Below are 24,192 nucleotides of genomic sequence, written 5' to 3'. Positions count from 1 at the left end.
ATAAATAACGTTCTTTGACTTCTGTAATTAAGCAAGGCTAACTTCAGGAGATGTATTTTGTGAAACGTCTACAACCTGACGCGTTTCTTTAGCAATACGGCCTTCTTCATCGGTTGGAATCACCCAAATTTGTGGTCCTGTACCGCTATCAATACGGCCTTCTGTGCCACGTTTTAAATTGTTGTTCTGGTCTTTATCGAGCTGTAAACCAAAGTGAGGTAAATAAGCTAAAGTCTTTTCACGAATGTAAGCTGAGTTTTCACCAATACCACCTGTGAAGATCAGGCCATCAATACTTGGCAAACCACAGCTTAAGGCAGCAAGTGATTTTGCAAGGCGGTAGCTAAATACTTCAATTGCAAGACGCGCATCTTCGTTGCCATTTTCAGAGGCTTCAATCACTGTGCGCATATCGTTAGAGAGTTGTGATAAGCCAAGTAAGCCACTTTCGTTATTTAAAACTTTATCGATTTTCGCCAAGTCCCAACCAAGATTTTTTGCAAGGAAACTGTGTAAGCTTGGATCGACATCCCCACTACGGGTTCCCATTACAACACCTTCAAGCGGAGTAAGGCCCATAGAGGTATCAACACTTTGTCCGTTCCATACTGCACAAGTCGAACTACCATTGCCCAAGTGTGCTGTTAACCAACCGCCTTTTTGGAAATTACCAGCCAGTTCACTACCGCGGTCAGACACATAAGCATGACTTGTGCCGTGGAAGCCATAGCGGCGAACGTTATGGTCTGTATATAAAAATTTAGGGATTGCATAACGGTATGCATGCGCAGGCATGGTTTGGTGGAATGCAGTGTCGAATACGGCAACTTGAGGTAATTCAGGAAATAGGCGCATCGTTGCTTCAATCCCGATTAAGTGGGCTGGGTTATGAAGCGGTGCAAGAGGGGTGGCTGCACGAATACGTTCTATAATTTCAGGAGTAAGTAATTCAGCTTTGGTGAGGCTTCCACCATGTACGACACGGTGACCGATTGCTTGAGGTTTATAGTTTGCAAGACGTGCAAGTAAAGTTTCTAAAGCTTTGGCGTGGTCAGCATAAGGAATTGAAAGCTCTAGTGGTTCTCCACCGACTGTAATTCCTTTAATACGAGCATCAGCCGCCCCTAAGTTTTCTGCTAAACCATAAATACGATCTTCACGACGGTCTGAAACCAGCGCGTATTTAATAGATGAAGAACCGCAATTAATAACTAATACTGATGTAGCCACGTTGAAATACCCAAGTCCTGATTTAAAAATAGTTTTCCTAACTTCCTGATCAAAAGGCATTAATTGCAACATGCATTTAGAGCAGGTTGTGATGTTTTAACATGTGTTGTTTTTCTGTCCAAGATAGACTTTAGCCCATTAGACTTAAGCACTATCGACCATCAAATTTTTTATAACTAATATTCGTTGAGTATAAAGCTTAACCACTGTATTTATTGTTTTTTTGTAGAAGAATTAAACAGTTTTTTGTATATATTTATGAAAAGTAAATTTTGAATCAATGTAATTTTCAACTATTTGGTATAAATTTTTTAAGAAAAAATAAGTGTTGTTATTTTATTCAAACTAGAGGGGAGTATTACAAATAATATACGTAATTGAAATTAAGTTTTAATAGTTTATACATAGGATAAAAAGGATAAATTATAAACATTTTTAATATCAAACTAAGTATAAAAAAGTCAGTGCTCACCCATTTATAAAAGATATTTTATTGCTTTGATATTATGAGAAATTTCTCATAGTTATTAATATTTAATTTACCCGTAAATATAGTCAAAAATAAAGTCATTTTCTTGTTTAAAACTTAAACATTATTTGTCTTTAATGCTAAGGCCTAGAGTATTGCTCGGAGTTATAAGGACTTGCATGTCGCTTTTTGCCTTAATAATATTATTCATCCTTCTGCCAAATGATCGTTAAATATATCGTTTGGTCTATTTTGTTTTTCCGGCTTATCCGGTTGTACAGGAGCGTCCAGCATGGACTTGCCGAACCCAATATTGGCAAAAGTTACCGAGCGTGTAATCGCGCGTAGCCAAAAAACTCGTTCTGCATATTTACAACGCATTGAACATGCCCAAGGTAAATTTCCTGCTCGTGGAGCACTCTCATGTGCCAATCTCGCACATGGTTTTGCCAGCATGGAAGATAATGAAAAATTAATTATTAAAGTTGGCCGTGAACCAAATATTGGCATTGTGTCTTCATATAATGAAATGCTTTCAGCACATGCCCCTTATAAAACCTTCCCAGACATTATAAAAACAGCTGCCCGTGAAAATGGTGGTGTTGCTCAGTTTGCAGGTGGTGTCCCAGCAATGTGTGATGGCATTACTCAAGGTAATGCCGGTATGGAATTGTCGTTGTTTTCACGTGAAACAATTGCGATGAGTACAGCAATTGCACTTTCTCATAATATGTTCGATGCCGCATTGTGTCTCGGCGTATGCGATAAAATTGTGCCGGGCTTACTGATTGGTGCCTTACAGTTTGGTTATCTGCCAACTATTTTTGTGCCTGCGGGTCCAATGAGTAGCGGTTTATCAAATGATGATAAAGCCAAAATTCGTCAACAATTTGCGACTGGCCAAGTGGGCCGTGATGCCTTACTTGAAGCTGAATCGGCGGCCTATCATGGTCAGGGCACATGTACCTTCTATGGTACTGCCAACAGTAATCAAATGTTGATGGAAGTCATGGGATTACATTTGCCAAGCGCTGCATTTGTACACCCTCACACGCCATTACGTGATGCGCTCACTGCCGAAGCGGCTAAACGTGTGCTTGACTTAACTGCTGAGCGAGGCAACTACACACCAATTGGTCATGTGATCGATGAAAAAGCTATTATCAATGGCATTGTGGCTTTACTGGCTACAGGCGGTTCAACCAATCACACATTGCATCTGATTGCGATTGCACGTGCGGCTGGCATCTTAATTGACTGGGATGACTTTGATGAGTTGTCTGCTGTTGTTCCATTGCTCGCAAAAATCTATCCAAATGGTAAGGCTGATGTAAACCATTTCCAAGCTGCGGGTGGGGTGGCATTCCTTATTCGTAACTTACTTGAGGCTGGTTTACTCCATAACGATGTAACGACAGTCGCTGGTAAGGGTTTACAGCACTACACCAAAGAACCGAAATTGATTGACGGTAAGCTCACTTGGATTGACGGTGTGGTTCAAAGCCTTGATGACAAAGTACTTCGTAGCATTGATGCGCCGTTTCAGCCAGATGGTGGCTTACGTTTAATGCAAGGTCGTCTTGGTCGTGGTGTTATCAAGATTTCTGCGGTTGCGCCAGAGCACCGTAAAGTTAAAGCACCAGCAATTGTGTTTGACTCTCAAGAAGCGGTACAAGCAGCGTTTGATCGTGGCGAATTACACCGAGACTTTATTGCGGTTGTTCGTTTCCAAGGTGCTCGTGCGAATGGTATGCCTGAGTTACATCGTTTGACGCCTGTGTTGGGTGTTTTACAAGACCAAGGTTTCCATGTTGCTTTAGTCACTGACGGTCGTATGTCTGGTGCTTCAGGCAAAGTGCCTGCGGTGATTCACTTGTCTCCAGAAGCCTTACTAAATGGGCCGATTGCTAAAGTCCAAACCGGAGATATGTTGGTTATCGATGCTGAGGCTGGTGTACTCGATATTGAGTTAGATGAACAAACTTGGCAATCACGCCCTGTTGCACAGCCAGAACATCAGGCAGAAAACGAAGTCGGTTTTGGTCGTGAATTATTTGGTGTATTCCGTGCAGCAGCAGCGCCTGCGGAACATGGGGCATCTGTGTTTGGTTCACTTGTTGGTGAAGAGCCACAAGTGCATATTTGAGACAAAGGAATTACAAAGTAATGAGCAAGATTGAAGATGTGGTCAAATTAGGCCCAGTAATTCCAGTGTTGGCTTTTGACTCTGCCGAACAAGGTGAACATGTATCACGTGCGTTGCATGCTGGTGGTGTAAAGGTACTGGAAATTACTTTACGTACTGCTGCTGGTTTGGCTGCTATTGAGCGAGCGTCTCAGTTGGCAGACGACATTGTGGTGGGTGTGGGAACAATTACCAAGCCTGAGCATTGTGCTCAAGCTAAAAAAGCAGGCGCTAAGTTTGGTGTATCTCCTGGTTTAACAAAAGACTTACATTTGGCTGCACAAGATGCTGGCTTACCTTTATTACCAGGAGTCATGACGCCCAGTGATCTGATTCAGGCGATTGAGCTTGGCTATGACATTGTGAAGTTTTTCCCAGCTCAGCAAGCAGGTGGGGTCGAGATGCTCAAAGCATTTTATGGTCCATTTCCAAACTTGCGTTTTTGCCCGACCGGTGGAATTACAGCAGAGTCAGCACCAGATTTCTTGAAGCAACCTAACGTAGTTTGTGTAGGTGGTTCATGGTTGACACCTAAAGCTGCTGTTGCTGCACAAGACTGGGCTGAAATTACGCGTTTAGCTCAAATTGCGAGTCAGTTGAGAGCATTGTAAATGTAGTCAATATTTATAAAAAATGAAGTGCATTCTATGTGCTTTAAAGGCTGTATTGATGTGACCAGTTTGTGCTGGTTACACCTAAATATAAAAAATTAATGTCTTAACAGTAGGAATTACTGTGGTTGAAGACCTTTGTTTAGGCAGTGTGCCTAAATAATAATTCCAAGGAGAAGTGTCCCATGGAGACGGTTCAGGGTGGCATGTTGCTGATCTACACTGTAATCGCGATTATTGCATTGGTTGTTATGATCGCGAAGTTCAGAATTTATCCCTTTTTAGTTCTTATCATTGTTTCACTCGGTTTAGCTTTAGCTGTTGGCATGCCAATGGGCGATATTGTTAAGTCATATGAAGCTGGTACTGGTAAAACCTTGGGCCACCTTGCGATTGTAATCGCACTCGGAACGATGCTCGGCAAAATGATGGCCGAGTCGGGTGGTGCTGAACGAATAGCAATTACTTTAATTAAATGGTTTGGTGAGAAAAATATTCACTGGGCCATGATGTTTATTGCCCTTATTGTTGGTCTTCCCGTATTTTTCGAAGTCGGTTTTGTTCTACTCATTCCAATTGCGTTCAACATTGCTAAACGGACAGGCAAGTCCTTACTGGTTGTTGGCTTGCCGATGGTGGCTGGTTTGTCGGTTGTACATGGTTTAATTCCGCCACATCCAGCAGCTTTGCTGGCGGTGCAGGCATATCATGCTGATATTGGTAAAACGATTGCCTACAGTTTAATAGTCGGTGTTCCAACAGCTATTGTGGCTGGGCCTTTGTATGCACTCTGGATTAATAAATACGTCAAACTGCCTGAGAATAACCCGTTAGCAAAGCAGTTTGTTGATGCGGATACGACCAAGACTCGTGAGCTACCAAGCTTTGGGATTACCTTATTTACGATTATGTTGCCTGTCGTACTCATGTTAATCGGAAGTTGGGCTGATCTGTTCTTTGCACCAAAAACTTTCGCAAATGATGTACTACGTTTTATTGGTACTTCTGATATCGCATTGCTTATTGCTGTACTGGTCAGCTTTATTACCTTTGGTACGATGCAGGGCTTTAACCGTGAACAAATTGAAAAATTCTGTGGCGGGTGTTTAGCTTCTATTGCCGGGATTATGTTGATTGTAGGTGCAGGTGGCGGTTTTGGTGGCATTTTGCGTGACACCGGTATTTCTGATGAGATTGTATCTACAGCTTTGAAGGCAAATTTATCGCCATTATTGTTAGGCTGGTTTGTCGCAGCATTGATTCGTTTGGCTACAGGTTCTGCAACGGTTGCGATGGCTACCGCTTGTAGCATTGTTGCTCCAATTGCAGCTACGGCTGGCGTTGCTGTTAGGCCGGAACTTTTAGTCCTTGCGACGGGTTCGGGTTCATTAGTGTTCTCACATGTAAATGACGCAGGATTTTGGCTAATCAAAGAATATTTTGGTATGACAGTAGGGCAGACACTCAAAACTTGGTCGGTATTAGAAACGATCATTTCGGTGTTGGGTTTATCTTTCACGCTACTGCTTAGCACTATTTTATAATTAAAGGTGAGTAATCCATGATTGTGATTGCAATGGGTGTCTGTGGAACAGGTAAAACCCTAATCGGTGAGTTGTTATCAGAGCGTTTGGCTTGTGAGTTCCTCGATGGCGATACGCTTCATTCGGCTGCAAATAAAAGCAAGATGAGCCAAGGTATTCCTTTAACTGATGAAGACCGTTTGCCGTGGTTACAAGCCATTCGTCAGGCGATTGAAACAAAACAAAGAGATGGTGAAACAGCTGTATTTACATGCTCATCTTTAAAGCGGATGTATCGCGATATTTTAAGAGGGCAGGACCAGAATATTAAGTTTGTATACTTAAAAGGTTCTTATGAGCTGTTGCAGCAACGTCTTGCTGAGCGAGCAGGCCATTTCTTTGACCCATCATTGCTACAAACTCAGCTAGATACATTAGAGGAACCTGATGTGAATGAAGCAATTGCTATTGATATTGCGCTCACACCAGAACAGATCATTGAACAAGTCATCCAGAAGTTAGGGGTGACTGATAGTGTGTGTCGAGGATAACCTCATTTAAAACTCACATCTTGATGGCTCTATAGCCTGAGGCCCAAGCAAGGTGAATACCGGTAACAGTACTGGTATTCACACAAACTAGACCTGTTCATAACAGGCTAGGTTTAAATTTATAAATAATTGGAGATAAGAATAATGAGCCATTCAAATAATTTACAACATAAATTTCCCCCAGTAGATAGTATTCCTGACAGCGTACGTCTGCCATCTCAGATTCATCAGCGTATCTCGTTAGTGGATGGTGAGTTGAAGTTATGGGCTGGTTCAACCAAGAAGACATTCTCTCCAATCTGGATTCAGCAACCTGACGGTAGCTTGCAGCAAGTTGAGCTTGGTAGTTATCCAGTCATGGGTGAGAAAGAAAGTGACGAAGCGTTAGAAGCTGCAGTACGTGCCTACAATAATGGTCGTGGTGAATGGCCAATGATGAAAGTTGGTGAGCGCATTGCTTGTATGCAGAATTTTATTCAGCGTATGGTGGAACAGCGAGACCTCATTGTTAAACTGATCATGTGGGAAATTGGTAAGAGCTTGGCGGACTCAGAAAAAGAGTTCGACCGTACTGTCACCTATATGCGTCAAACGATTGATGCCCTGAAAGATCTGGATAATGCCAACTCCCGCTTTGTGATTGCTGAAGGTACGATTGGTCAAATCCGTCGTACTCCATTAGGTGTCGTGTTGTGTATGGGACCGTACAACTACCCGCTGAACGAAACCTTTGCTACCTTGATTCCGGCCATGCTGATGGGTAATACCATCATTTTTAAACCACCTCAATTTGGTACCTTATTGTTTGAACCATTGTTGGAAGCATTCCGTGATTCATTTCCAAAAGGTGTGATCAATACCATTTATGCACCAGGTTCATTGGTGGTGCCGCATCTGTTGGCATCTGGAAAAATTAATGTATTGGCATTGATTGGTTCTAGTAAAGTGGCCGATCACTTGAAAAAACAACATCCTAAATCTCACCGTCTGCGTGCGATTCTGGGACTGGATGCAAAGAACGCAGCCATTATTTTGCCAGATGCTGATTTGGATTTGACAGTGAAAGAGTGCCTGTTAGGAGCATTGTCGTTTAATGGTCAGCGTTGTACTGCGCTCAAAATGCTGATGGTACATCGGTCAATAGCTGACGAATTTGTTAAGCGTTTAACGGCTGAACTGGCTAAACTAAAAGTGGGTATGCCTTGGGAGAAGGGTGTATTTATTACTCCGTTGCCAGGTATGCACCGTACAACCTATATGACTGAAGTCATTGAAGATGCCGTGGCAAAAGGAGCTAAAGTCGTTAATCCGGAAGGTGGCGAATTCTGCAAAACCATGTTCTATCCAGCCGTAGTTTATCCGGTGACAGAGGGTATGAGACTGTATCGCGAAGAACAGTTTGGTCCAGTGGTGCCTGTCTCTGTTTATGATGACATTGAAACTGTGCTGGAATATGTTACGACTTCGGATCATGGTCAGCAGGTGAGTATTTTTGGTAGCGATCCTGAGCAAATTGGTCATTTAGTCGATACACTTGTACATCAAGTTTGTCGTGTAAATATCAACTGTCAGTGTCAACGTGGTCCAGATGTATTCCCATTTGGTGGTCGTAAAGATTCTGCCGAAGGTACACTGTCTGTGCATGATGCGTTACGTGCATTTTCTATCCGCGCTATGATTGCTGCTAAACAGACCGATGATAGCAAAGGCATGCTGGCCTCTATGGTGTCTGAGCACTATTCTAAATTTGTGAATACCGACTTTATTTTCTAATGAACATATGATTAAAAAACCAGCCTTTTGGCTGGTTTTTTTAGTTGCTAATAATTTGAATAATAAAAAAACGCCTGAAATTGATCAGGCGTTTTTTTTGCAAGAATGGCTTGATTATTGACGAATTTGACCGTCACCTAACACAATCCATTTTTGAGAAGTTAAGCCTTCTAAACCAACTGGACCACGTGCATGAATTTTATCTGTTGAGATACCAATTTCAGCACCTAAGCCATATTCAAAGCCATCAGCGAAACGAGTTGAAGCATTAATCACGACTGAACTCGAATCTACACGAGCCAAGAACTGACGAGCCAAAGTATAGTTTTCAGTCACAATGGCATCGGTGTGATGTGAACCATACTTATTGATATGGTCAATTGCTTCATCAATACCACTCACTACCTTAACAGCAAGAATTGGTCCTAAATATTCGGTATACCAATCTTCTTCTGTCGCAGGTTTTACAGAGGCACCCAAAATACGACGTGTTTCTGGACAACCGCGTAACTCAACTTGTTTTTCAGCATACAGTTCAGCAATACGTGGTAAGAAAACGTCTGCAATTTTTTCATCCACAAGCAGTGTTTCCATCGCATTACAAACACCGTAACGATGTGTTTTGGCATTCAATGTAATTGGTAATGCTTTTTGCAAGTCAGCTTGAGCTTCTACAAACACATGACAGTTACCATCAAGATGCTTAATGACAGGAATACGAGCTTCATTGGTTACACGTTCAATTAGGCTTTTGCCACCACGTGGAACAATTACATCTACGTATTCTGCCATGGTAATGAGGTGGCCAACCGCTGCACGGTCAGACGTTTCAATGACTTGTACCGAATGCTCAGGTAAACCAGCAACTTTTAAACCATGTTTAATCGCTTCTGCGATGGCTTTATTTGACTCAAGTGCTTCTGAACCACCACGTAAAATAATGGCATTGCCCGATTTAATCGCTAAAGATGCAGCCTCAAGTGTTACGTTTGGACGTGATTCGTAAATCATACCAACGACACCCAATGGCACACGCATTTTTCCAATTTGAATACCTGTGGGGCGATATGCAAGATCCGTAATTTCCCCAATTGGATCGACAAGCGCGATCACATCTTTTAAACCTTGCAACATCCCTTTAAAGCGTGCGGGCGTAAGCTCAAGACGATCAAGTAAGGCGCTATCAAGCTGATTGCTACGACCTTTTTCCATGTCGAGTTGATTCGCCGCCAAGATTGCTGCCTGATTATTTTCTAAAGCAGTATAAATAGCAGAGAGTGCATGATTTTTAAGCGAAGTTGAAGCACTTGTTAAAACGCGTGAAGCCTCACGTGCTTGTTGCCCAACTTTTTGCATGTATTGTTCAATTGAATCTTGCATAGCAGTTTTTAATCATTTACCAATGACTACGATAGTAGCAGTCAAATGCGGAACAATGAATGGCTTTTTTTCAAAAATGTGACCGCTATAAAAAAACATTTAAATATTTTGAAAACTATTAGCGGCTTAAACAAGATGAGCGGTCATTTCAGCGATTGCGTATATTTCAGACAATTGTTTAGAATGGACTTGTGCAATACAAACTAATACAAATTTTAAAGATTTGTGCATAAAAGATTACATGTTCAAGAAGGAACTCTTGCAGCATAAAAAAATTACAGCAAGGAGGAAGCAAGGATATGAATTCCATTATTCAAATGGATTCGGAGATAAACCAAGCTTATGCCGGTTTTGGGTTTTTCGATATCTACCATAGAGATAGTTTTAAACAACCAGCTCGTACTACATGGATTGAGGGCTGGAAAATTGAATACATGGCGATTGCAGACCCAAAAACCATTCACAAAACACCGATTGTGATTGTTGGTGGTGCTTTTCAAAATTTTAACTCTTATAAATATTGTGTTGAGCAACTGTTTGAAAGTGGTCCGGTCATTCTAATTGACTTGCCATCTATGGGTGCAAATCAACAAATTACCAATCGGGATACTGGAATTTCTGCTGGAACATTAGAACTACCAGATTTATCAGAAATGTTAGGTCGCTGGTTAGATATTGTCGGAATTCAAAAAGTTTCTGTAATGGGAATGTCGTTGGGTTCAGTGGTTGCTTCTTGTTTTGCCTATCACCGTCCAGATTTGATGGATCGCATGATTTTGATGGGTGTTATGCAAAAGACCCGTAAAAGCTGGCGAATGATTTTGGAAGAATCGCTCAAACTCATGCAAGAAAACCGTATGGAAGAGTTTGGGCAAGCGGTCATTTTATATTTGGTAAACCATGCCAAGTTAGATAAAACGCGTATGTCACCTACAGCTAAAAAATTATTTTTTAGGCAAATGGCTGAGTTTACGGGTACCGAGCGTGAACGTTATGACATTAACTGTAATCGACTTTTGCGTTTAACAGATGTGCCGATTCCAAAGTGTAAAACACTGGTTGCAGCAGGGCAGTATGACAGTTTTACTCTGCCTCATGAAAATGCCAATTTTGCTTTGCAATGTCCAGATATGGAATTTGCACTAATTGCAAACGCAGATCATGTACCACAGCTCCAGCGTCGTAAAGAAACCATGAGTTTGTTCACTTCATTTTTAAAAGGCGAATCTATCCAAAATTTGGATGGCATTATTCCAATGACGCGCGAACAAATGCAAAGTATGGAGCGCCGAGGTGAGGAACGGATTCCAGTTCTCCAGCCTAAAACGAAACTGAGCCACCGTGAATGTAAAACAGAATTGCCAGTGACGATTGTGGACGTGACTTTCTTTGGGATTTACTTGAAGTTCGATGATGTGACACAGCTCGACTTTGTAAATGAACACCCACGGGATCTGGCTCTGCATTTAGAAGATGAGGAAGGCCCTTTCTCGATTGAATGTTTAATCTTTGAAGCTACTGAACAAGGAATCCGTGCTTTATTTAAGCATGGCAGTTTTGAGCTTGCTGATCGTTTAAGTCGTTTTATTGTCCGTCAAAAACAAACTGCTTAATTAGGTTTTTATAAATGGAAGCTCGTTTATTTCGAGCTTCCATTTTTTTATATTTATTATTTTGTTTGGGCATGAATGGTCCAAACTAAGTCACCTAAATGTTCTTCACTTCTCTCTTTAGAAACTTGTCCAAAGAATATTTGTGGTTGCTCAACACTCACCTTACTAAATCCTGCATCTTTAAAAAAGTCTTTCACCTCAAGTGGCGTTTTAAAGTGAAAACTAAAAGAGCTTCGAGACATTAATTTCAATAATTTACTGCTGTTCCAGATAATACTGGCGAGTTTATTTTTAACGGGTTCAGGGTAGAGGTCGGTTAAGTAATGGAGCTTTTTAAAAGAAGTTCCGTAGTGAGCAATCGACTGGATCAGTTGTTTTAATAAGTCTTTATCAAAATAGTTAATCAAACCTTCACTAATCACAACCAGTGGGCGGTTCGGGTCAAACACTTCAAATGCTTGAGCAAAAGCATCTGTAAATAAATCGACTGATAAAATCTCAGGTGCATTTTTTTCAATTTGTTGTAGGGCATTTTGTTTGGTTTGTGCCATATCGGGTAAATCAAGCTCCCGATAGGTAATCGAAGGGTAATGCTGTCTAAACCACCAGCCACGTGGTGATAAACCACAAGCAATTTCAAGCACCTGTAAATCAGAGTTTTCTTGAATTAACTTCTCTAAATCATGATCGAGCATGGTATGGCGTTGTTTAAGCGTCGTGCGCATGCTGCCACCGACATATTTCTCTGCCCAAGATTCTAATGGGTGAACTAAATATGCCAACGATTTGCCTTTACTCGTAGCAAATGCTTCGTGTGAGATCCCCATTTGATACCAGATATAACCCGTATAGTGGGCTGTAAAAGAGATGTGGCGGTGTTTTGAAAGGTGTTGTGTCATTCGTCCTGAACTCGATTTATTGTTTTTCTGTGATCTTCATTGCCTAAGCGCTATAAGATCTTGAATTGAAATTACGTCATTTAAGTTGATTAATACATCACGGCGGAGTTTTGCTATTTTAAATGTTTCATATCGGGATTAACCTTCGGTTCGACCTACTTTTGTTTTGGCAAAAGTAGGCAAAACCATTGTCATCTGCAAAACCTGTTAGATGTATCCATCTGTCTTATATATTGCAAATACAATACTTATTAAGCACTACGCAGGTTGCAGATGACGCTTCTACGTATTCATAATTTAGATCGAATTTTTAAACTCTTCAATGGCTGTTTTGACAGCTTGCCATTCATTTCCAAGCGATAAAGTTTCACCAATCTGAATTTGTGGAATTTGGCCACGCATGCGTTCAAGGCGTTCTTGGTTTGGTAGCTCTAAGTTCGCAATACCTTCAAGTGCTGTACATGCTGCACTACGGTCATTACATACCAGCCCCATATCACAACCCGCTGCCAGAGCGGCCTGAATACGTGCATCTGCGCCACCTACTACACAAGCAGCCTGCATGCTTAAGTCATCAGAGAAAAGTACGCCATTAAAATTCAAACGTTTGCGTAGAACTTCTTGAATCCAGAAAGGTGAGAAACCTGCCGGATTTGGGTCAACCTGATCATAAATCACATGTGCAGGCATGAGTGCATCAAGCTCAGGCATAAGCTTAATGAAGCTTTGCATGTCATGGTTATAAATTTCGTCATAACTGCGGCTATCAATTGCAGCAGCAACATGAGAGTCTGCTTTTACTGAACCGTGACCAGGGAAGTGCTTACCGGTATTTGCCATTCCAGCTTTTTTCATACCGCGCATAAATGCGCCAGCAAGTGGGGCAATATCCTCAATGTTTTTAGAGAAGCCACGGTCGCCAATCACATCACTAATTGCATTAAGGTCTAAAACTGGTGCAAAACTAAAATCGATACCGACTGCAAGGACTTCGGTTGCCATTAACCAGCCGCACTGTTCAGCCAGTTCAAGAGCCTTTTGCGGTTGAGTGATATAAAGTTCGCCAAAGCGGCCCATCGCTGGTAATAGTGTAAAGCCAGCTTTTAAACGTTGAACTCGACCACCTTCTTGATCGACAGCAATCAAAATATCTGGGCGAACTTGGCGCATATGGTCGGTTAAAGCACGGACTTGTTGTGGTGATTCAATATTTCGTGCAAATAAAATCATGCCACCGACTTGCGGAGCTTGTAATAGTTCAATATCTTCTTTAGTAAGTTCTGTGCCGGCAATGTCCAGCATCAACGCGCCAATCATATTGGTTCCATTTGAATTTTGATTGAAAAACAATAAGCGAATTTTGCAATGATTTGCTACATTTTGTCAGTACAGAATATGATAAAACTACACGGTATAAACAATTTAGTTGGTTAAGATGTTGAATCTGCTTAGTTCATATCGAAAACAGAGCGTGTAAGATACGAACACCCAAGGAAGTATTAAGAATTTATGAAACTTCAAACTATAGCTTGTGCAGTAGCAATCGCGACTGGCGGTTTATTCTTCTCTCATACGATGAACGAAGCAAGAGCAGCAACCAATACAGCTGCTGTTTCTCAATCGATCCAGCCAACGCAAGAGCAGGCCTTGGTGGCTCGTCAACTGGCAACTTTAGTTGATCGCCAACATTATTTAAATATGCGTTTGGATGCGAATACATCTAACCGTATTCTTGATATGTATTTAGACAGTCTTGATCCAGACCATTCATTATTTTTAGACGCTGAAGTTCAAAATTATAAAAAACTCTATGGTTCAAATTTTGGTGCTTCGTTAAAAGCGGGGAACTTAACTGGACCGTTTGCAATTCACCAGCAATATCGTGAACGCTTAAAACAATTTTATGAGTTCATGTTAGCTGAGTTAAAACAACAGCAAAATTTAAAGCAGCCGAATAGTTATATTGAAGTTGATCGTGAAAAAGCACCGTATTTTAAAACGACTGCTGAGCAACAAAATCACTGGCGTAAAATGCTGGTTTCTCAGTTAATTAATTTAACGATTAGCCGTGAAGAAGAGCAGGCGAAACAAAAAGCGCTTAAAGAAAATCCTTCACTTGCTGATGGTCAGGACTTAACTGGCCCAGAGGATTTAACGCCAGCTCAGACTTTGACTAAGCGTTATACACGTCAGCTTGAAAGAATTAGTCGTGTGAAAAGCGATGATGTTTTAGATAAAACATTAAATGCAATGTTGGCAACTTATGATCCGCACAGTAACTATTATCCGCCAATTGATGCGATTGAACTGAATCGCCAAACAACCTTACAGCTTGAAGGGATTGGGGTGTCGATTCGTCCAGAGCGTGGCAATGAAGATTACACCAAGATTGAAACCATTGTAGAAGGTGGCCCTGCAAGTAAGTCTGGTCAAGTGAAATCGGGAGATCGAATCGTTGGAGTCGCTCAAGAGGGCGGGAAAATGATTGATGTGGTCGGCTGGTCGAGTTCGGAAATTGTTGGGCTTATTCGGGGTAAACGTGGCACTAAAGTCACGCTAAAACTTCTTGGTGCTGGTGCATCAATGAGTCAGGCCCGTAATGTGACTTTAGTCCGTGACGTTATTCAAGAAGAAGATGCGGGTGTTCGTTCGCGTACAGTTGAAGTGACACGCGATGGTAAAAAGCATGTATTAGGTGTGATTGAAATTCCATCGTTCTATTTTGACTATCGTTCACGTCGCGCTGGTCAGCAATATCGTTCAGTTTCCGAAGATACTGCAAATGCTTTTGAGGCATTAAAAGCAAAGAAAGTAGAAGGTATCATTATTGACTTGCGTAATGACCCAGGTGGTTCATTAGAAGAAGTTGCACGTATGCTTGGACAAGTGATTAAGTCAGGTCCTGTTGTGCAAATTCGTGATGGTAACGGCAATGTAAGTGTGTTTGAAGACAACGATGGCGGTCAGCAAATCTATACAGGCCCACTCGCTGTATTGGTGAACTTGGCATCTGCTTCAGCAAGTGAGATTTACTCTGCGGCAATTCAAGACTATGAACGTGGCATTATCATTGGTAGTACAACTACAGGTAAAGGTACAGCTCAGGTCCAACTTGATACTTTGGCATACGGCCAAGCGACCTTAACTCAGCGTAAATTCTACCGTGTTACAGGTGGTAGTACGCAAAACAAAGGTGTAGTGCCAGATATTAAGCTTGTCGATATCTATAACGAAGAGTTTGGTGAGCGTAAATCGAAAAACGCATTGAAGTGGGATACCATTCCTACCGCACCATTTAAGCGTGAAGGTTCTGTTCAACCATATGTTGCGAAGTTGTCTCAATTCTCTGAACAACGTGTTGCTGCCGATCCTCAGTTTAAATATTTAAATAAACGTACGGCAATCGCGAAGGTTACGAGTGACCAGAAACAGGTTGTGCTTGATATTGATAAGCGCCGTGCAGAGCTTTTGAGTTTAGAAAAGCAAACTTTAGATGCTGAAAATGAACGTCGTGCAGCAACAGGTCAAAAACCTTTTGCAAACTGGGAAAGCTACCAAGCTTCATTAGATGCGTTAGCTGAATCTCGTGCCAAAATGAAAGCTAACCAACGTCCCGCGCTGCCAGAAGAAGAAACATTTGTGAATGAAGCGGCAAATGTACTTATGGACTATGCAAAATTGCAAAACCGTTAAGTTCTTTTGTCTGTTTTACGAAAAAGCACGCTGTTCTCAGTGTGCTTTTTTAATTTTTTATGTCAGTAAACTGTCATGCATTTATCATCAAAGTGTCAAGAAAGCTGCTTAATCTTTAAGCATGAAAATAAATACATTGATGGATGGCGCTATGCAAGGCTCATACGCGACAGCACTATTAAAACAACAGCAACTCCCTGAAAGCTTCCAATTCTATTTTAAACAAAAACAGCAGTTGTCTAATACTCAGGAATTGCACCAACTCCACGGGTTGGTTCGTCCTCGTTTAAAAATTGCCATTGTGACAGAGACATGGCCACCAGAAATTAATGGCGTAGCACTCTCACTATTACAGTTATGTCAAGGTTTGCAAAAACAAGGGCATAAAATACTACTGGTTCGACCTGAACAAAAAGCAAAGTGTCATGATTTTTTGCCAGAACAAGAATGTCTCGTCATGTCACAAGCGATTCCGAAATATCCAACGCTGCAATTTGGTTGGCCTCAATATTTAAAAGTTTCAAAAGCTTTTGAAAAGTTTATGCCAGATGTTGTGCATATCGTGACGGAAGGGCCTCTAGGGTTAACTGCTATGCAAGCTGCAAAAGCAAAAGACATTCCGGTGTCTAGTGGCTTTCACTCACCATTTCAAGATTTTAGTCGATTCTTTGATCTGGCTTTTTTAGTTAAGCCAATTCAAAAATATCTTTGCTGGTTTCATAACAATACTCAAGTGACCTGTGTTCCAAGTAAAGATACAGAAGAAGCTTTACGTGGTTTTGGTATTACCTGTCCACTTATTGTGGTTGGACGAGGTGTCGATACCATGCGCTTTTCGCCAAAGCATCGCTCAGAAAGCTTACGCCAACAATGGGGTGTCGATGCCGATACTCGTGTCATGCTGTATGTAGGGCGTTTATCACCAGAAAAAGAAGTGCAATTGATTGTTGAAAGTTATGCAGCCATGCAAAACATGCAGCAACATAAAATTAAACTGGTTGTGGTGGGAGATGGCCCGGATCTTGCTCGCTTAAAAGCACTGCCAGAAGCGAGAAATGTTGTTTTTACCGGTAGTTTGCGTGGACAAGAGTTGGCGGCTGCCTATGCAAGCGCAGATGTATTTGTATTTGCGAGTCAAGTTGAAACGTTTGGTAACGTAGTTTTAGAGGCAATGGCAAGTGGTTTGCCAGTTATCGCGTATGATTATGCATGTGCACATCAATATTTAGTCCATAACGTAAGTGGCTGGTTAAGTCCACTTGGACAGAAAGACCATTTTATACAACAAATTTATCAACTCCCTCCAGTACAACAACTTAGAGAAATGGGCATACAAGCCTGTCGCGAAGTACAGCAAAGCGGTTGGCAACTTCCGGTACAGCAATTAGAACAGGCATTTTATCAGGTAGTGAAGGAATCCTCGGTGGACTTCACCTAAGTATCCTAAAATAGGAGAACGACCATGAAATTAAAGAATGCAAAAATAAAAATACTCGATCTTGATTTGAGAGGCTGTTTATATCTCAATCATTTTTCTCACTCACAACGTGTGGCTTTATTCTTTAAAATTATTAGCCGTGCGGGCGATGGGCCATTTTGGTACCTCATGCTGGCAATTGTATGGGGAATGCATGGCATTACCTACAGTTTGCAAATTATCTATTTGTTAATTGGCGGCTCAATAGGAACGGCAATTTATAAATTTTTAAAACATAAAACGACACGTCCACGCCCATACCAAGTCCATCAAGTAATTGTGCTTGGTGAAAGACCACTCGATCACTTTAGTTTTCCATCTGGTCATACGTTACATGCAGTGATGGTGACAATTGTGTTGGGGTATATCCAACCTGTGTTATTAGCCGCTATGTTACCTTTCATGGTGCTGGTTGCGTTGTCTCGCATGGTGCTTGGACTTCACTACCCAAGTGATGTGATTGTGGGTGCACTTATTGGTGCAGCAGTGGCAAGTATCATTATATTTGTAGCGCCATTATTAAACATCGCTTTATAACGAACAGTAATTTTTATCAGCTTAAGCTATCGATTAGGTTTGTGGATTTGCTAAAGTACACAGTTCGTGATTTAGCAGATTAAACAGATAGGAGCCGCTATGGGCTTACGTTGGACAGATACGATTGATATTGCCATTGAATTGTCAGAAGCACATCCAGAAGTTGATCCGCAATGGATCCGTTTTACCGATTTACATGCATGGGTATGTGCATTACCAGACTTCAGTGATGACCCAAATAAATCAACCGAAGGATTGCTAGAAGGTATCCAAATGGCCTGGATAGACGAAGTTCGCTAAAAACAGTAGAAAAAATCGCAACTTTTACACATTCAAAGCTGATTATTACCTATGACATCGGTATAATGCTGCAAATTTTTTAAAGTTTAAATCTTAAAATAAAGGAGCCACTCATGGCTATTGAACGTACTTTGTCTATCGTAAAGCCTGATGCTGTGTCTAAAAACCACATCGGTGAAATTTTTGCTCGTTTCGAAAAAGCGGGTTTAAAAATTGTTGCGACTAAAATGAAACACCTTTCTCAAGCTGATGCTGAAGGTTTCTATGCAGAGCACAAAGAACGCGGTTTCTTTGGTGACTTAGTTGCATTCATGACTTCTGGTCCAGTTGTAGTATCTGTTCTTGAAGGCGAAAACGCAGTTCTTGCTCACCGTGAAATTTTAGGTGCTACAAACCCTAAAGAAGCGGCTCCTGGTACTATCCGTGCTGATTTCGCTGTAAGCATCGACGAAAACGCTGCTCACGGTTCTGACTCAGTTGCTTCTGCAGAGCGTGAAATTGCTTACTTCTTTGCTGACAACGAGATCTGCCCACGCACTCGTTAATCGAAAGCATTCAAACCAGATAAGTGGTATACTACTTATCTGGTTTTTTTATTCTCTCAAGAGCATATTGTCTGATTCTTGAACAATATCTTCTGTTTTTGACATGGTTTAGGTAAATACACATGAGTTCTGCAGTGGTCGTTTCATCTGAAAATCTTGATGGACAGCAGCAATCTTCGTCCACGCCAGCATCGCCTGCTGCCGAAAAAGTGAATTTACTCGGCATGTCACGCGCGCAATTAGAAAAATTCTTTGAAGATATTGGTGAGAAAAAGTTTCGTGCCGGACAGGTCATGAAATGGATTCATCAGTACTTTGTTACTGATTTTGCTGAAATGACGAATATTTCAGGCAAGTTGCGTGCAAAACTTGAACAAATTTGTGAGATTAAAGCTCCTGAGGTTGTTCACCGTCATTATTCAAAAGATGGCACACGTAAATGGGTGTTCCGTGTAGGTGAGGGTGCAGGTTCGTTAGTTGAAACTGTATTAATTCCTGCCGAAGATAAAACTGGACTACGTAAGACGCTTTGTATTTCCTCTCAAGTGGGCTGCGCATTGGACTGCTCATTTTGTTCAACAGGTAAGCAAGGTTTCCAGCGTGATTTAACGCCAGATGAAATTATTGGGCAACTTTGGATGGCAAACTATTCTTATATGGAAGAAGTGCCTGTTGCTGAACGTGAGCGTTCAGTGACCAATGTCGTGATGATGGGTATGGGTGAGCCATTGCTCAACTATGACGCCGTATTAAGCTCAATGCACATTATGCTTGATGACTTTGCTTATGGTATGTCAAAACGTCGTGTGACTTTATCAACGTCAGGTGTTGTACCAAAAATTGACCAACTTGCGAAAGATATTGATGTCGCTTTGGCAATTTCTTTACATGCGCCAAACGATGAACTACGTAATGAATTAGTGCCTATTAATAAAAAATATCCATTGGCTCAATTGATTGCAGCATGTCAGCGTTATATTGCCAAAGATGGTAATGAAAGTGCGCGTAAACATGTGACTATCGAATATGTCATGTTGGAAGGTGTGAATGACCAACCTGAACATGCACAGCAAATGATTAAATTATTAAAAAACCTACCAAGTAAAATTAACTTGATTCCGTTTAACCCGTTCCCGCACGCGCCATATGGTCGCTCAAGCCGAAATCGTATTATCTCGTTCCAAAAAACTTTGTCTGATGCCGGATTTGTGTGTACGATTCGTCAAACACGTGGTGATGATATTGACGCTGCATGTGGACAGTTAGTGGGTCAAGTAGCTGATAGAACCCGCCGTGCTGAACAGTGGCAGAAAAAAGTTACACAGCGTCAAGAGATTTTACGTACACAAGGATAAAGTTGAGGGAAAACTTTGAGTACTCCGAAGTTAAAGATCATGTTATGTATGGGGGTTGCAGTTGCATTTCTGGCAAGTGGTTGTCAGACTTCGCCAACACTAAAAAAGGACCCGGAAAAAGCAGTGAAGGTGCGTACGCAGCTTGCTGCAGAATACATTCGTTCTGGTGACTTGGATTCTGCAAAGCGTTCCCTTGATCAAGCCTTAAGTGTCGATAGTCGTGATGCAACGGCAAATATGATGATGGGTATTTTATTGCAACAAGAAGGTAGTAAACCCAATTTAGAAAAAGCAGAACATTATTTTAAACGTGCAATTTCTTCTGAGCCTGATAATGCTCAGGCGCGTAATAATTATGGTACGTACTTGTACCAAATGGAGCATTATAATGATGCGGTCGAGCAATTCCGTATTGCTGGTGCAACATTAGGGTATGATCAACGCTATCAAGCCTTAGAAAATCTTGGGCGGATTTATTTAAAATTGGGTGATATTGCGAGTGCTGAAAAAACATTCAAACAAGCACTCCTTGCTAACCGCGACTCTTACATTTCAATGTTAGAGTTAGCAGAAATTTTTTATTTGCAGCAGCAGATTCCGGCTGCTACACAAATGTATGAACAATATGTTCGTACAGTGGGGCAGAAAAATCAGGGTGCTCGCGCACTTTGGATTGGTTTAAGAGTGGCTCGAGCCAATGCGGATAAAATGGGAATGCAAGTTTTAGTAAACCAGTTACGTGCTTTATTCCCGGAAAGTCCAGAATATCAACGTTATTTGCAATTACAGTATAGTACTGAGGCCGTATGGAAATAAATCCTAATTCACAGCAGCCAACTGGCTCAAGCTTACCGACTTCTGCTTTAGGAAATATTCAACGTCCTGGTGAGTATTTACGTCAAATTCGTGTTTCTCAGAAAAAAGAATTAGAGCAAGTATCTTCAGATTTAAATATGCCGCTTAAAACGCTCAGTGCGTTAGAGCAAGACGATTATAAATCTTTGCCAGAAGCAACCTTTATCAAAGGTTATTATCGTTCTTATGCAAAATATTTAAATGCTGATGCAACTGCAATTATTCAGCGTTTTGATGAGATTTATGCAAACGATACAGGCCTTTTGCCAAATCATGCTTTAAACAACTCACCAATTAAAATCATGGGTAAATTACCGGGTTCTAATAGTGATCGTAATAAAAAATGGTTAAAGCGCGCATTGCTTGCGATTTTGATTATTGCTGTCGTGTCATTGATTGTGATGGGTGTCCAAAAATGGACTTCAAACAAAGAAGAAGCTGAGGCGCCAAAAGCGAATCAGTCTAATGTTGAAGTTTTACCTATGAAAGGAAATGCCTCTGCAACAGCGGGTGATCAATTGGTGTTAAACTTTAACCGTCCAACTTCTGTTCATATTGTAGATGCAACAGGGAAGGTTTTAGCTACGGGTCGTCAGGCATCGACTTTAACCTTAAATGGTGAGTCTCCATTCCAGATTCGTCTTGATGACGCAACAGCTGTGTCATTAAGTTTAAACCAAGAACAGATTTCATTGTCTCCATATACGGTAAACGGTAAAGCTGAATTCCGTTTATCCCGCTAATACCATGAGTTGAGCGATACAATGATAGAGAACCCAATTAAACGTCGACCAACACGTAAAATCCGTGTTGGTTCGGTCTATGTCGGCGGCGATGCACCTATTAGCGTGCAAAGTATGACAAATACCGAAACTTGCGATGTCGATGCAACAGTTGCTCAGATTGAACGTTGTGTTGATGCAGGTGCAGATATTATGCGAGTTTCAGTTCCTTCTATGGAAGCAGCTGAAGCCTTTGGTGCGATCCGCAAACGTGTTTCAGTTCCATTAGTGGCTGATATTCACTTTGACCATAGAATTGCCTTGGCAGTTGCAGACTATGGTGCAGACTGTTTGCGTATTAATCCAGGTAATATCGGTTCAGACCAGAAAGTTCGTGAAGTTGTTGCTGCTGCACGTCATCATGGCATTTCTATGCGTATTGGTGTGAATGCGGGTTCTCTAGAAAAAGACTTACAGAAAAAATATGGCGAGCCTACAGGGCAGGCGCTGCTTGAGTCGGCTTTACGTCATATTGATATTTTAGACCGTCTAGATTTCCATGAGTTTAAAGTCAGTGTAAAAGCATCAAATGTGTTTTTAACCATGGATGCTTATCGTTTGCTTTCACAACAAATTGATAATCCATTGCACTTGGGTGTAACCGAGGCTGGTATTTACCGTACAGGTACTGTGAAATCAGCGATTGCTCTTGGTGGGTTATTGATGGAAGGCATTGGCGATACCATGCGTATTTCGCTTGCTGCTGAACCAGAAGATGAAATCAAGATCGGTTTTGATATCTTAAAATCGCTTGGCCTACGTTCTAACGGGATTAACTTTATTGCGTGTCCAAGTTGTTCTCGCCAAGAATTTAACGTGATTCAGGTGATGCAAGCCTTAGAAGAGCGTTTAGAAGATATACGTACGCCAATGGATGTTTCGGTTATTGGTTGTAAGGTAAATGGCCCAGGTGAAGCAAAAGAAGCAGATATCGGGGTTGTTGGGGCAGCGCCTCGTTCATTGGTTTATCGTAATGGTGAGAAAAGCCATTTAATTGATACCAATCAATTGGTTGATGAAATCGAAACTATGGTTCGTCAACGTGTTCAAGAGCTTGAAGAAGCTAAATCTAAAGAAATTATTCGTAGTTCATCATGAGTTCAATTGTCGCAATCAAAGGTTTTAATGACGTTTTACCAACGCAAACAGCAGCGTGGAGACGTCTCGAGCAGCATTTAGCATCGTTAATGGATGCTTATGGTTACCAACAAATTCGTTTGCCGATCGTTGAACAAACGGGACTGTTTAAACGTGCTATTGGTGATGCAACTGATATCGTTGAAAAAGAAATGTATACATTCTTCGATAAAGGGAACCCACCTGAATCATTAACTTTGCGTCCAGAAGGGACTGCGGGTTGTGTGCGCGCGTTGGTTGAACATAACTTGTTGCGTGGTGCTACACCACGTGTGTGGTATATGGGACCTATGTTCCGTTATGAAAAACCACAAAAAGGACGTTACCGCCAGTTCCATCAGTTCGGTGTAGAAACTTTTGGTGTAGCAACTCCTGATATCGATGCAGAATTGATTCTTTTGACAGCTCGTTTGTGGAAACGTATGGGCGTTGATCACATGGTTCAGCTTGAGTTGAATACTTTAGGTGAAACAGATGAGCGTACAGAATACCGTAATGCTTTAGTTACGTTCTTAAATGAACATAAAGATGCTTTGGATGAAGATTCACAGCGTCGTTTAACGACAAATCCATTACGTATTTTAGATTCTAAAATTGAATCGACCCAGAAAATTTTGGAAAATGCGCCGAAATTACATGACTTCTTAAAAGAAGATAGTCTAAGCCACTTCCAACAATTACAAGACTATTTGACTGCTGCAGGCGTTAAATTTGTAATTAATCAAAAATTGGTACGTGGTCTAGATTACTACAATAAAACTGTTTTTGAGTGGACAACGACAGCACTAGGTTCGCAAGGTACAGTATGTGCAGGCGGACGCTATGATGGTCTGGTTGGTCAATTAAAAGGTAAGGCTGATCAGTCTGTACCTGCTGTTGGTTTTGCAATGGGGATGGAGCGTTTATTGCTTCTACTTGAGCAAGTTGAACAAGCTGAAACTGTACGCGATTGTGAAGTTTTCTTGGTTGCAGAGCCTGCTTATCAAGCTAAAGCATTGGTTTTGGCAGAGCAATTACGTGATCAGTTAGAAGCTGCTAATAGTAATGTTCGCATTAAAACGGGTTCACAAGGCAGCATGAAGAGTCAGATGAAAAAAGCTGATCAAGCTGGGGCCGTTTACGCCATGATTTTGGGTGAACGTGAATGGGAAGCACAGCAGCTTGCTATCAAAGAGTTAGCAACAGCTGAGCAGTCTCAAGTTGCATTGGCTGAACTCGTACCATTCTTAATTGAAAAATTTACAAAATAAACTGAAACATCTGGAAAAGGACAATCA

Annotated in this window: 20 protein-coding genes; 16 read left to right on the top strand and 4 right to left on the bottom strand. The window is 41.3% G+C overall.

Annotation, left to right across the window (positions count from 1 at the left end; all coding sequences use genetic code 11):
- Positions 1-27: 27 nt before the first annotated feature.
- Positions 28-1,230, bottom strand: a complete 1,203-nt coding sequence (locus AC1PJ9_RS06730) for an acetate/propionate family kinase (protein WP_019458067.1) — start codon at positions 1,228-1,230, stop codon at positions 28-30.
- Positions 1,231-1,991: 761 nt separating this feature from the next.
- Here AC1PJ9_RS06730 and edd point away from each other — a divergent pair.
- The 5 genes from edd (at position 1,992) to AC1PJ9_RS06705 (ending at position 8,342) form a co-directional block, all read left to right on the top strand.
- Positions 1,992-3,845 (top strand): phosphogluconate dehydratase, encoded by a 1,854-nt coding sequence (gene edd, locus AC1PJ9_RS06725; protein WP_311087135.1) that lies wholly within the window; start codon positions 1,992-1,994, stop codon positions 3,843-3,845.
- A gap of 20 nt (positions 3,846-3,865) precedes the next feature.
- On the top strand, positions 3,866-4,495 hold the full coding sequence (gene eda, locus AC1PJ9_RS06720) for a bifunctional 4-hydroxy-2-oxoglutarate aldolase/2-dehydro-3-deoxy-phosphogluconate aldolase (RefSeq protein ID WP_004698780.1): 630 nt from the start codon (positions 3,866-3,868) through the stop codon (positions 4,493-4,495).
- Positions 4,496-4,680: 185 nt separating this feature from the next.
- On the top strand, positions 4,681-6,039 hold the full coding sequence (locus AC1PJ9_RS06715; RefSeq protein ID WP_004698779.1) for a GntT/GntP/DsdX family permease: 1,359 nt from the start codon (positions 4,681-4,683) through the stop codon (positions 6,037-6,039).
- Positions 6,040-6,056: 17 nt separating this feature from the next.
- On the top strand, positions 6,057-6,569 hold the full coding sequence (locus tag AC1PJ9_RS06710) for a gluconokinase (RefSeq protein ID WP_087606373.1): 513 nt from the start codon (positions 6,057-6,059) through the stop codon (positions 6,567-6,569).
- 144 nt (positions 6,570-6,713) lie between these two features.
- Positions 6,714-8,342 carry an NADP-dependent glyceraldehyde-3-phosphate dehydrogenase gene (locus tag AC1PJ9_RS06705; RefSeq protein WP_274785914.1) on the top strand — a complete coding sequence of 543 codons (1,629 nt, stop codon included), beginning with the start codon at positions 6,714-6,716 and terminating at the stop codon, positions 8,340-8,342.
- Positions 8,343-8,456: 114 nt separating this feature from the next.
- On the opposite strand, the gene AC1PJ9_RS06700 is transcribed toward AC1PJ9_RS06705, so the two are convergent.
- Complete coding sequence (locus AC1PJ9_RS06700) at positions 8,457-9,722, bottom strand: glutamate-5-semialdehyde dehydrogenase (RefSeq protein WP_086496145.1); 1,266 nt, start codon at positions 9,720-9,722, stop codon at positions 8,457-8,459.
- Between the two features lie 299 nt (positions 9,723-10,021).
- Between AC1PJ9_RS06700 and AC1PJ9_RS06695 the strand changes: the two genes are divergently transcribed.
- Positions 10,022-11,335 (top strand): alpha/beta fold hydrolase, encoded by a 1,314-nt coding sequence (locus AC1PJ9_RS06695; protein ID WP_311087133.1) that lies wholly within the window; start codon positions 10,022-10,024, stop codon positions 11,333-11,335.
- Between the two features lie 56 nt (positions 11,336-11,391).
- Here the strand turns inward: AC1PJ9_RS06695 and AC1PJ9_RS06690 are convergent, their stop codons facing one another.
- On the bottom strand, positions 11,392-12,234 hold the full coding sequence (locus AC1PJ9_RS06690) for a class I SAM-dependent methyltransferase (protein WP_311087132.1): 843 nt from the start codon (positions 12,232-12,234) through the stop codon (positions 11,392-11,394).
- A 297-nt stretch (positions 12,235-12,531) separates the two neighbouring features.
- The gene (nagZ, locus tag AC1PJ9_RS06685) at positions 12,532-13,551 is read right to left on the bottom strand and encodes a beta-N-acetylhexosaminidase (RefSeq protein ID WP_311087131.1); all 1,020 of its coding nucleotides are present in this window, start codon (positions 13,549-13,551) and stop codon (positions 12,532-12,534) included.
- 192 nt (positions 13,552-13,743) lie between these two features.
- On the opposite strand from nagZ, the gene AC1PJ9_RS06680 reads away from it, so the two are divergent.
- The 10 genes from AC1PJ9_RS06680 to hisS all read left to right on the top strand — a co-directional run bounded on the left by AC1PJ9_RS06680 (position 13,744) and on the right by hisS (position 24,165).
- On the top strand, positions 13,744-15,927 hold the full coding sequence (locus AC1PJ9_RS06680) for a carboxy terminal-processing peptidase (RefSeq protein ID WP_311087130.1): 2,184 nt from the start codon (positions 13,744-13,746) through the stop codon (positions 15,925-15,927).
- 139 nt (positions 15,928-16,066) lie between these two features.
- Complete coding sequence (locus tag AC1PJ9_RS06675; protein ID WP_311087200.1) at positions 16,067-17,365, top strand: glycosyltransferase family 4 protein; 1,299 nt, start codon at positions 16,067-16,069, stop codon at positions 17,363-17,365.
- 24 nt (positions 17,366-17,389) lie between these two features.
- The gene (locus AC1PJ9_RS06670; protein ID WP_039250407.1) at positions 17,390-17,941 is read left to right on the top strand and encodes a phosphatase PAP2 family protein; all 552 of its coding nucleotides are present in this window, start codon (positions 17,390-17,392) and stop codon (positions 17,939-17,941) included.
- A gap of 99 nt (positions 17,942-18,040) precedes the next feature.
- Complete coding sequence (gene iscX, locus AC1PJ9_RS06665; protein ID WP_004698764.1) at positions 18,041-18,241, top strand: Fe-S cluster assembly protein IscX; 201 nt, start codon at positions 18,041-18,043, stop codon at positions 18,239-18,241.
- A gap of 113 nt (positions 18,242-18,354) precedes the next feature.
- Positions 18,355-18,786, top strand: a complete 432-nt coding sequence (gene ndk, locus AC1PJ9_RS06660; protein ID WP_000963851.1) for a nucleoside-diphosphate kinase — start codon at positions 18,355-18,357, stop codon at positions 18,784-18,786.
- A 122-nt stretch (positions 18,787-18,908) separates the two neighbouring features.
- On the top strand, positions 18,909-20,141 hold the full coding sequence (rlmN, locus tag AC1PJ9_RS06655) for a dual-specificity RNA methyltransferase RlmN (RefSeq protein ID WP_151682915.1): 1,233 nt from the start codon (positions 18,909-18,911) through the stop codon (positions 20,139-20,141).
- A 15-nt stretch (positions 20,142-20,156) separates the two neighbouring features.
- Positions 20,157-20,957, top strand: coding sequence for a type IV pilus biogenesis/stability protein PilW (pilW, locus tag AC1PJ9_RS06650; protein ID WP_311087129.1), 801 nt, complete (start codon positions 20,157-20,159; stop codon positions 20,955-20,957).
- Positions 20,948-21,739, top strand: coding sequence for a helix-turn-helix domain-containing protein (locus AC1PJ9_RS06645; RefSeq protein ID WP_263612900.1), 792 nt, complete (start codon positions 20,948-20,950; stop codon positions 21,737-21,739). Before pilW ends, AC1PJ9_RS06645 begins: the two co-directional genes overlap by 10 nt.
- 21 nt (positions 21,740-21,760) lie before the next feature.
- The gene (gene ispG, locus AC1PJ9_RS06640) at positions 21,761-22,876 is read left to right on the top strand and encodes a flavodoxin-dependent (E)-4-hydroxy-3-methylbut-2-enyl-diphosphate synthase (protein ID WP_000572095.1); all 1,116 of its coding nucleotides are present in this window, start codon (positions 21,761-21,763) and stop codon (positions 22,874-22,876) included.
- A complete protein-coding gene (gene hisS / locus AC1PJ9_RS06635) occupies positions 22,873-24,165 on the top strand; it encodes a histidine--tRNA ligase (RefSeq protein WP_263612901.1) in 1,293 nt (430 codons plus the stop codon). Before ispG ends, hisS begins: the two co-directional genes overlap by 4 nt.
- Positions 24,166-24,192 lie beyond the last annotated feature (27 nt).

Source organism: Acinetobacter sp. 70_2, assembly GCF_056736115.1.
This window is presented reverse-complemented; position numbering and strand designations above follow the sequence as displayed.

Excerpts from the sequence above, each read along its gene's own strand:
- edd (WP_311087135.1), top strand. The coding sequence starts at position 1,992 with ATGGACTTGCCGAACCCAATATTGGCAAAAGTTACCGAGCGTGTAATC.
- eda (WP_004698780.1), top strand. The coding sequence starts at position 3,866 with ATGAGCAAGATTGAAGATGTGGTCAAATTAGGCCCAGTAATTCCAGTG.
- AC1PJ9_RS06715 (WP_004698779.1), top strand. The coding sequence starts at position 4,681 with ATGGAGACGGTTCAGGGTGGCATGTTGCTGATCTACACTGTAATCGCG.
- AC1PJ9_RS06710 (WP_087606373.1), top strand. The coding sequence starts at position 6,057 with ATGATTGTGATTGCAATGGGTGTCTGTGGAACAGGTAAAACCCTAATC.
- AC1PJ9_RS06705 (WP_274785914.1), top strand. The coding sequence starts at position 6,714 with ATGAGCCATTCAAATAATTTACAACATAAATTTCCCCCAGTAGATAGT.
- AC1PJ9_RS06700 (WP_086496145.1), bottom strand. The coding sequence starts at position 9,722 with ATGCAAGATTCAATTGAACAATACATGCAAAAAGTTGGGCAACAAGCA.
- AC1PJ9_RS06695 (WP_311087133.1), top strand. The coding sequence starts at position 10,022 with ATGAATTCCATTATTCAAATGGATTCGGAGATAAACCAAGCTTATGCC.
- AC1PJ9_RS06690 (WP_311087132.1), bottom strand. The coding sequence starts at position 12,234 with ATGACACAACACCTTTCAAAACACCGCCACATCTCTTTTACAGCCCAC.
- nagZ (WP_311087131.1), bottom strand. The coding sequence starts at position 13,551 with ATGATTGGCGCGTTGATGCTGGACATTGCCGGCACAGAACTTACTAAA.
- AC1PJ9_RS06680 (WP_311087130.1), top strand. The coding sequence starts at position 13,744 with ATGAAACTTCAAACTATAGCTTGTGCAGTAGCAATCGCGACTGGCGGT.
- AC1PJ9_RS06675 (WP_311087200.1), top strand. The coding sequence starts at position 16,067 with ATGGATGGCGCTATGCAAGGCTCATACGCGACAGCACTATTAAAACAA.
- AC1PJ9_RS06670 (WP_039250407.1), top strand. The coding sequence starts at position 17,390 with ATGAAATTAAAGAATGCAAAAATAAAAATACTCGATCTTGATTTGAGA.
- iscX (WP_004698764.1), top strand. The coding sequence starts at position 18,041 with ATGGGCTTACGTTGGACAGATACGATTGATATTGCCATTGAATTGTCA.
- ndk (WP_000963851.1), top strand. The coding sequence starts at position 18,355 with ATGGCTATTGAACGTACTTTGTCTATCGTAAAGCCTGATGCTGTGTCT.
- rlmN (WP_151682915.1), top strand. The coding sequence starts at position 18,909 with ATGAGTTCTGCAGTGGTCGTTTCATCTGAAAATCTTGATGGACAGCAG.
- AC1PJ9_RS06645 (WP_263612900.1), top strand. The coding sequence starts at position 20,948 with ATGGAAATAAATCCTAATTCACAGCAGCCAACTGGCTCAAGCTTACCG.
- ispG (WP_000572095.1), top strand. The coding sequence starts at position 21,761 with ATGATAGAGAACCCAATTAAACGTCGACCAACACGTAAAATCCGTGTT.
- hisS (WP_263612901.1), top strand. The coding sequence starts at position 22,873 with ATGAGTTCAATTGTCGCAATCAAAGGTTTTAATGACGTTTTACCAACG.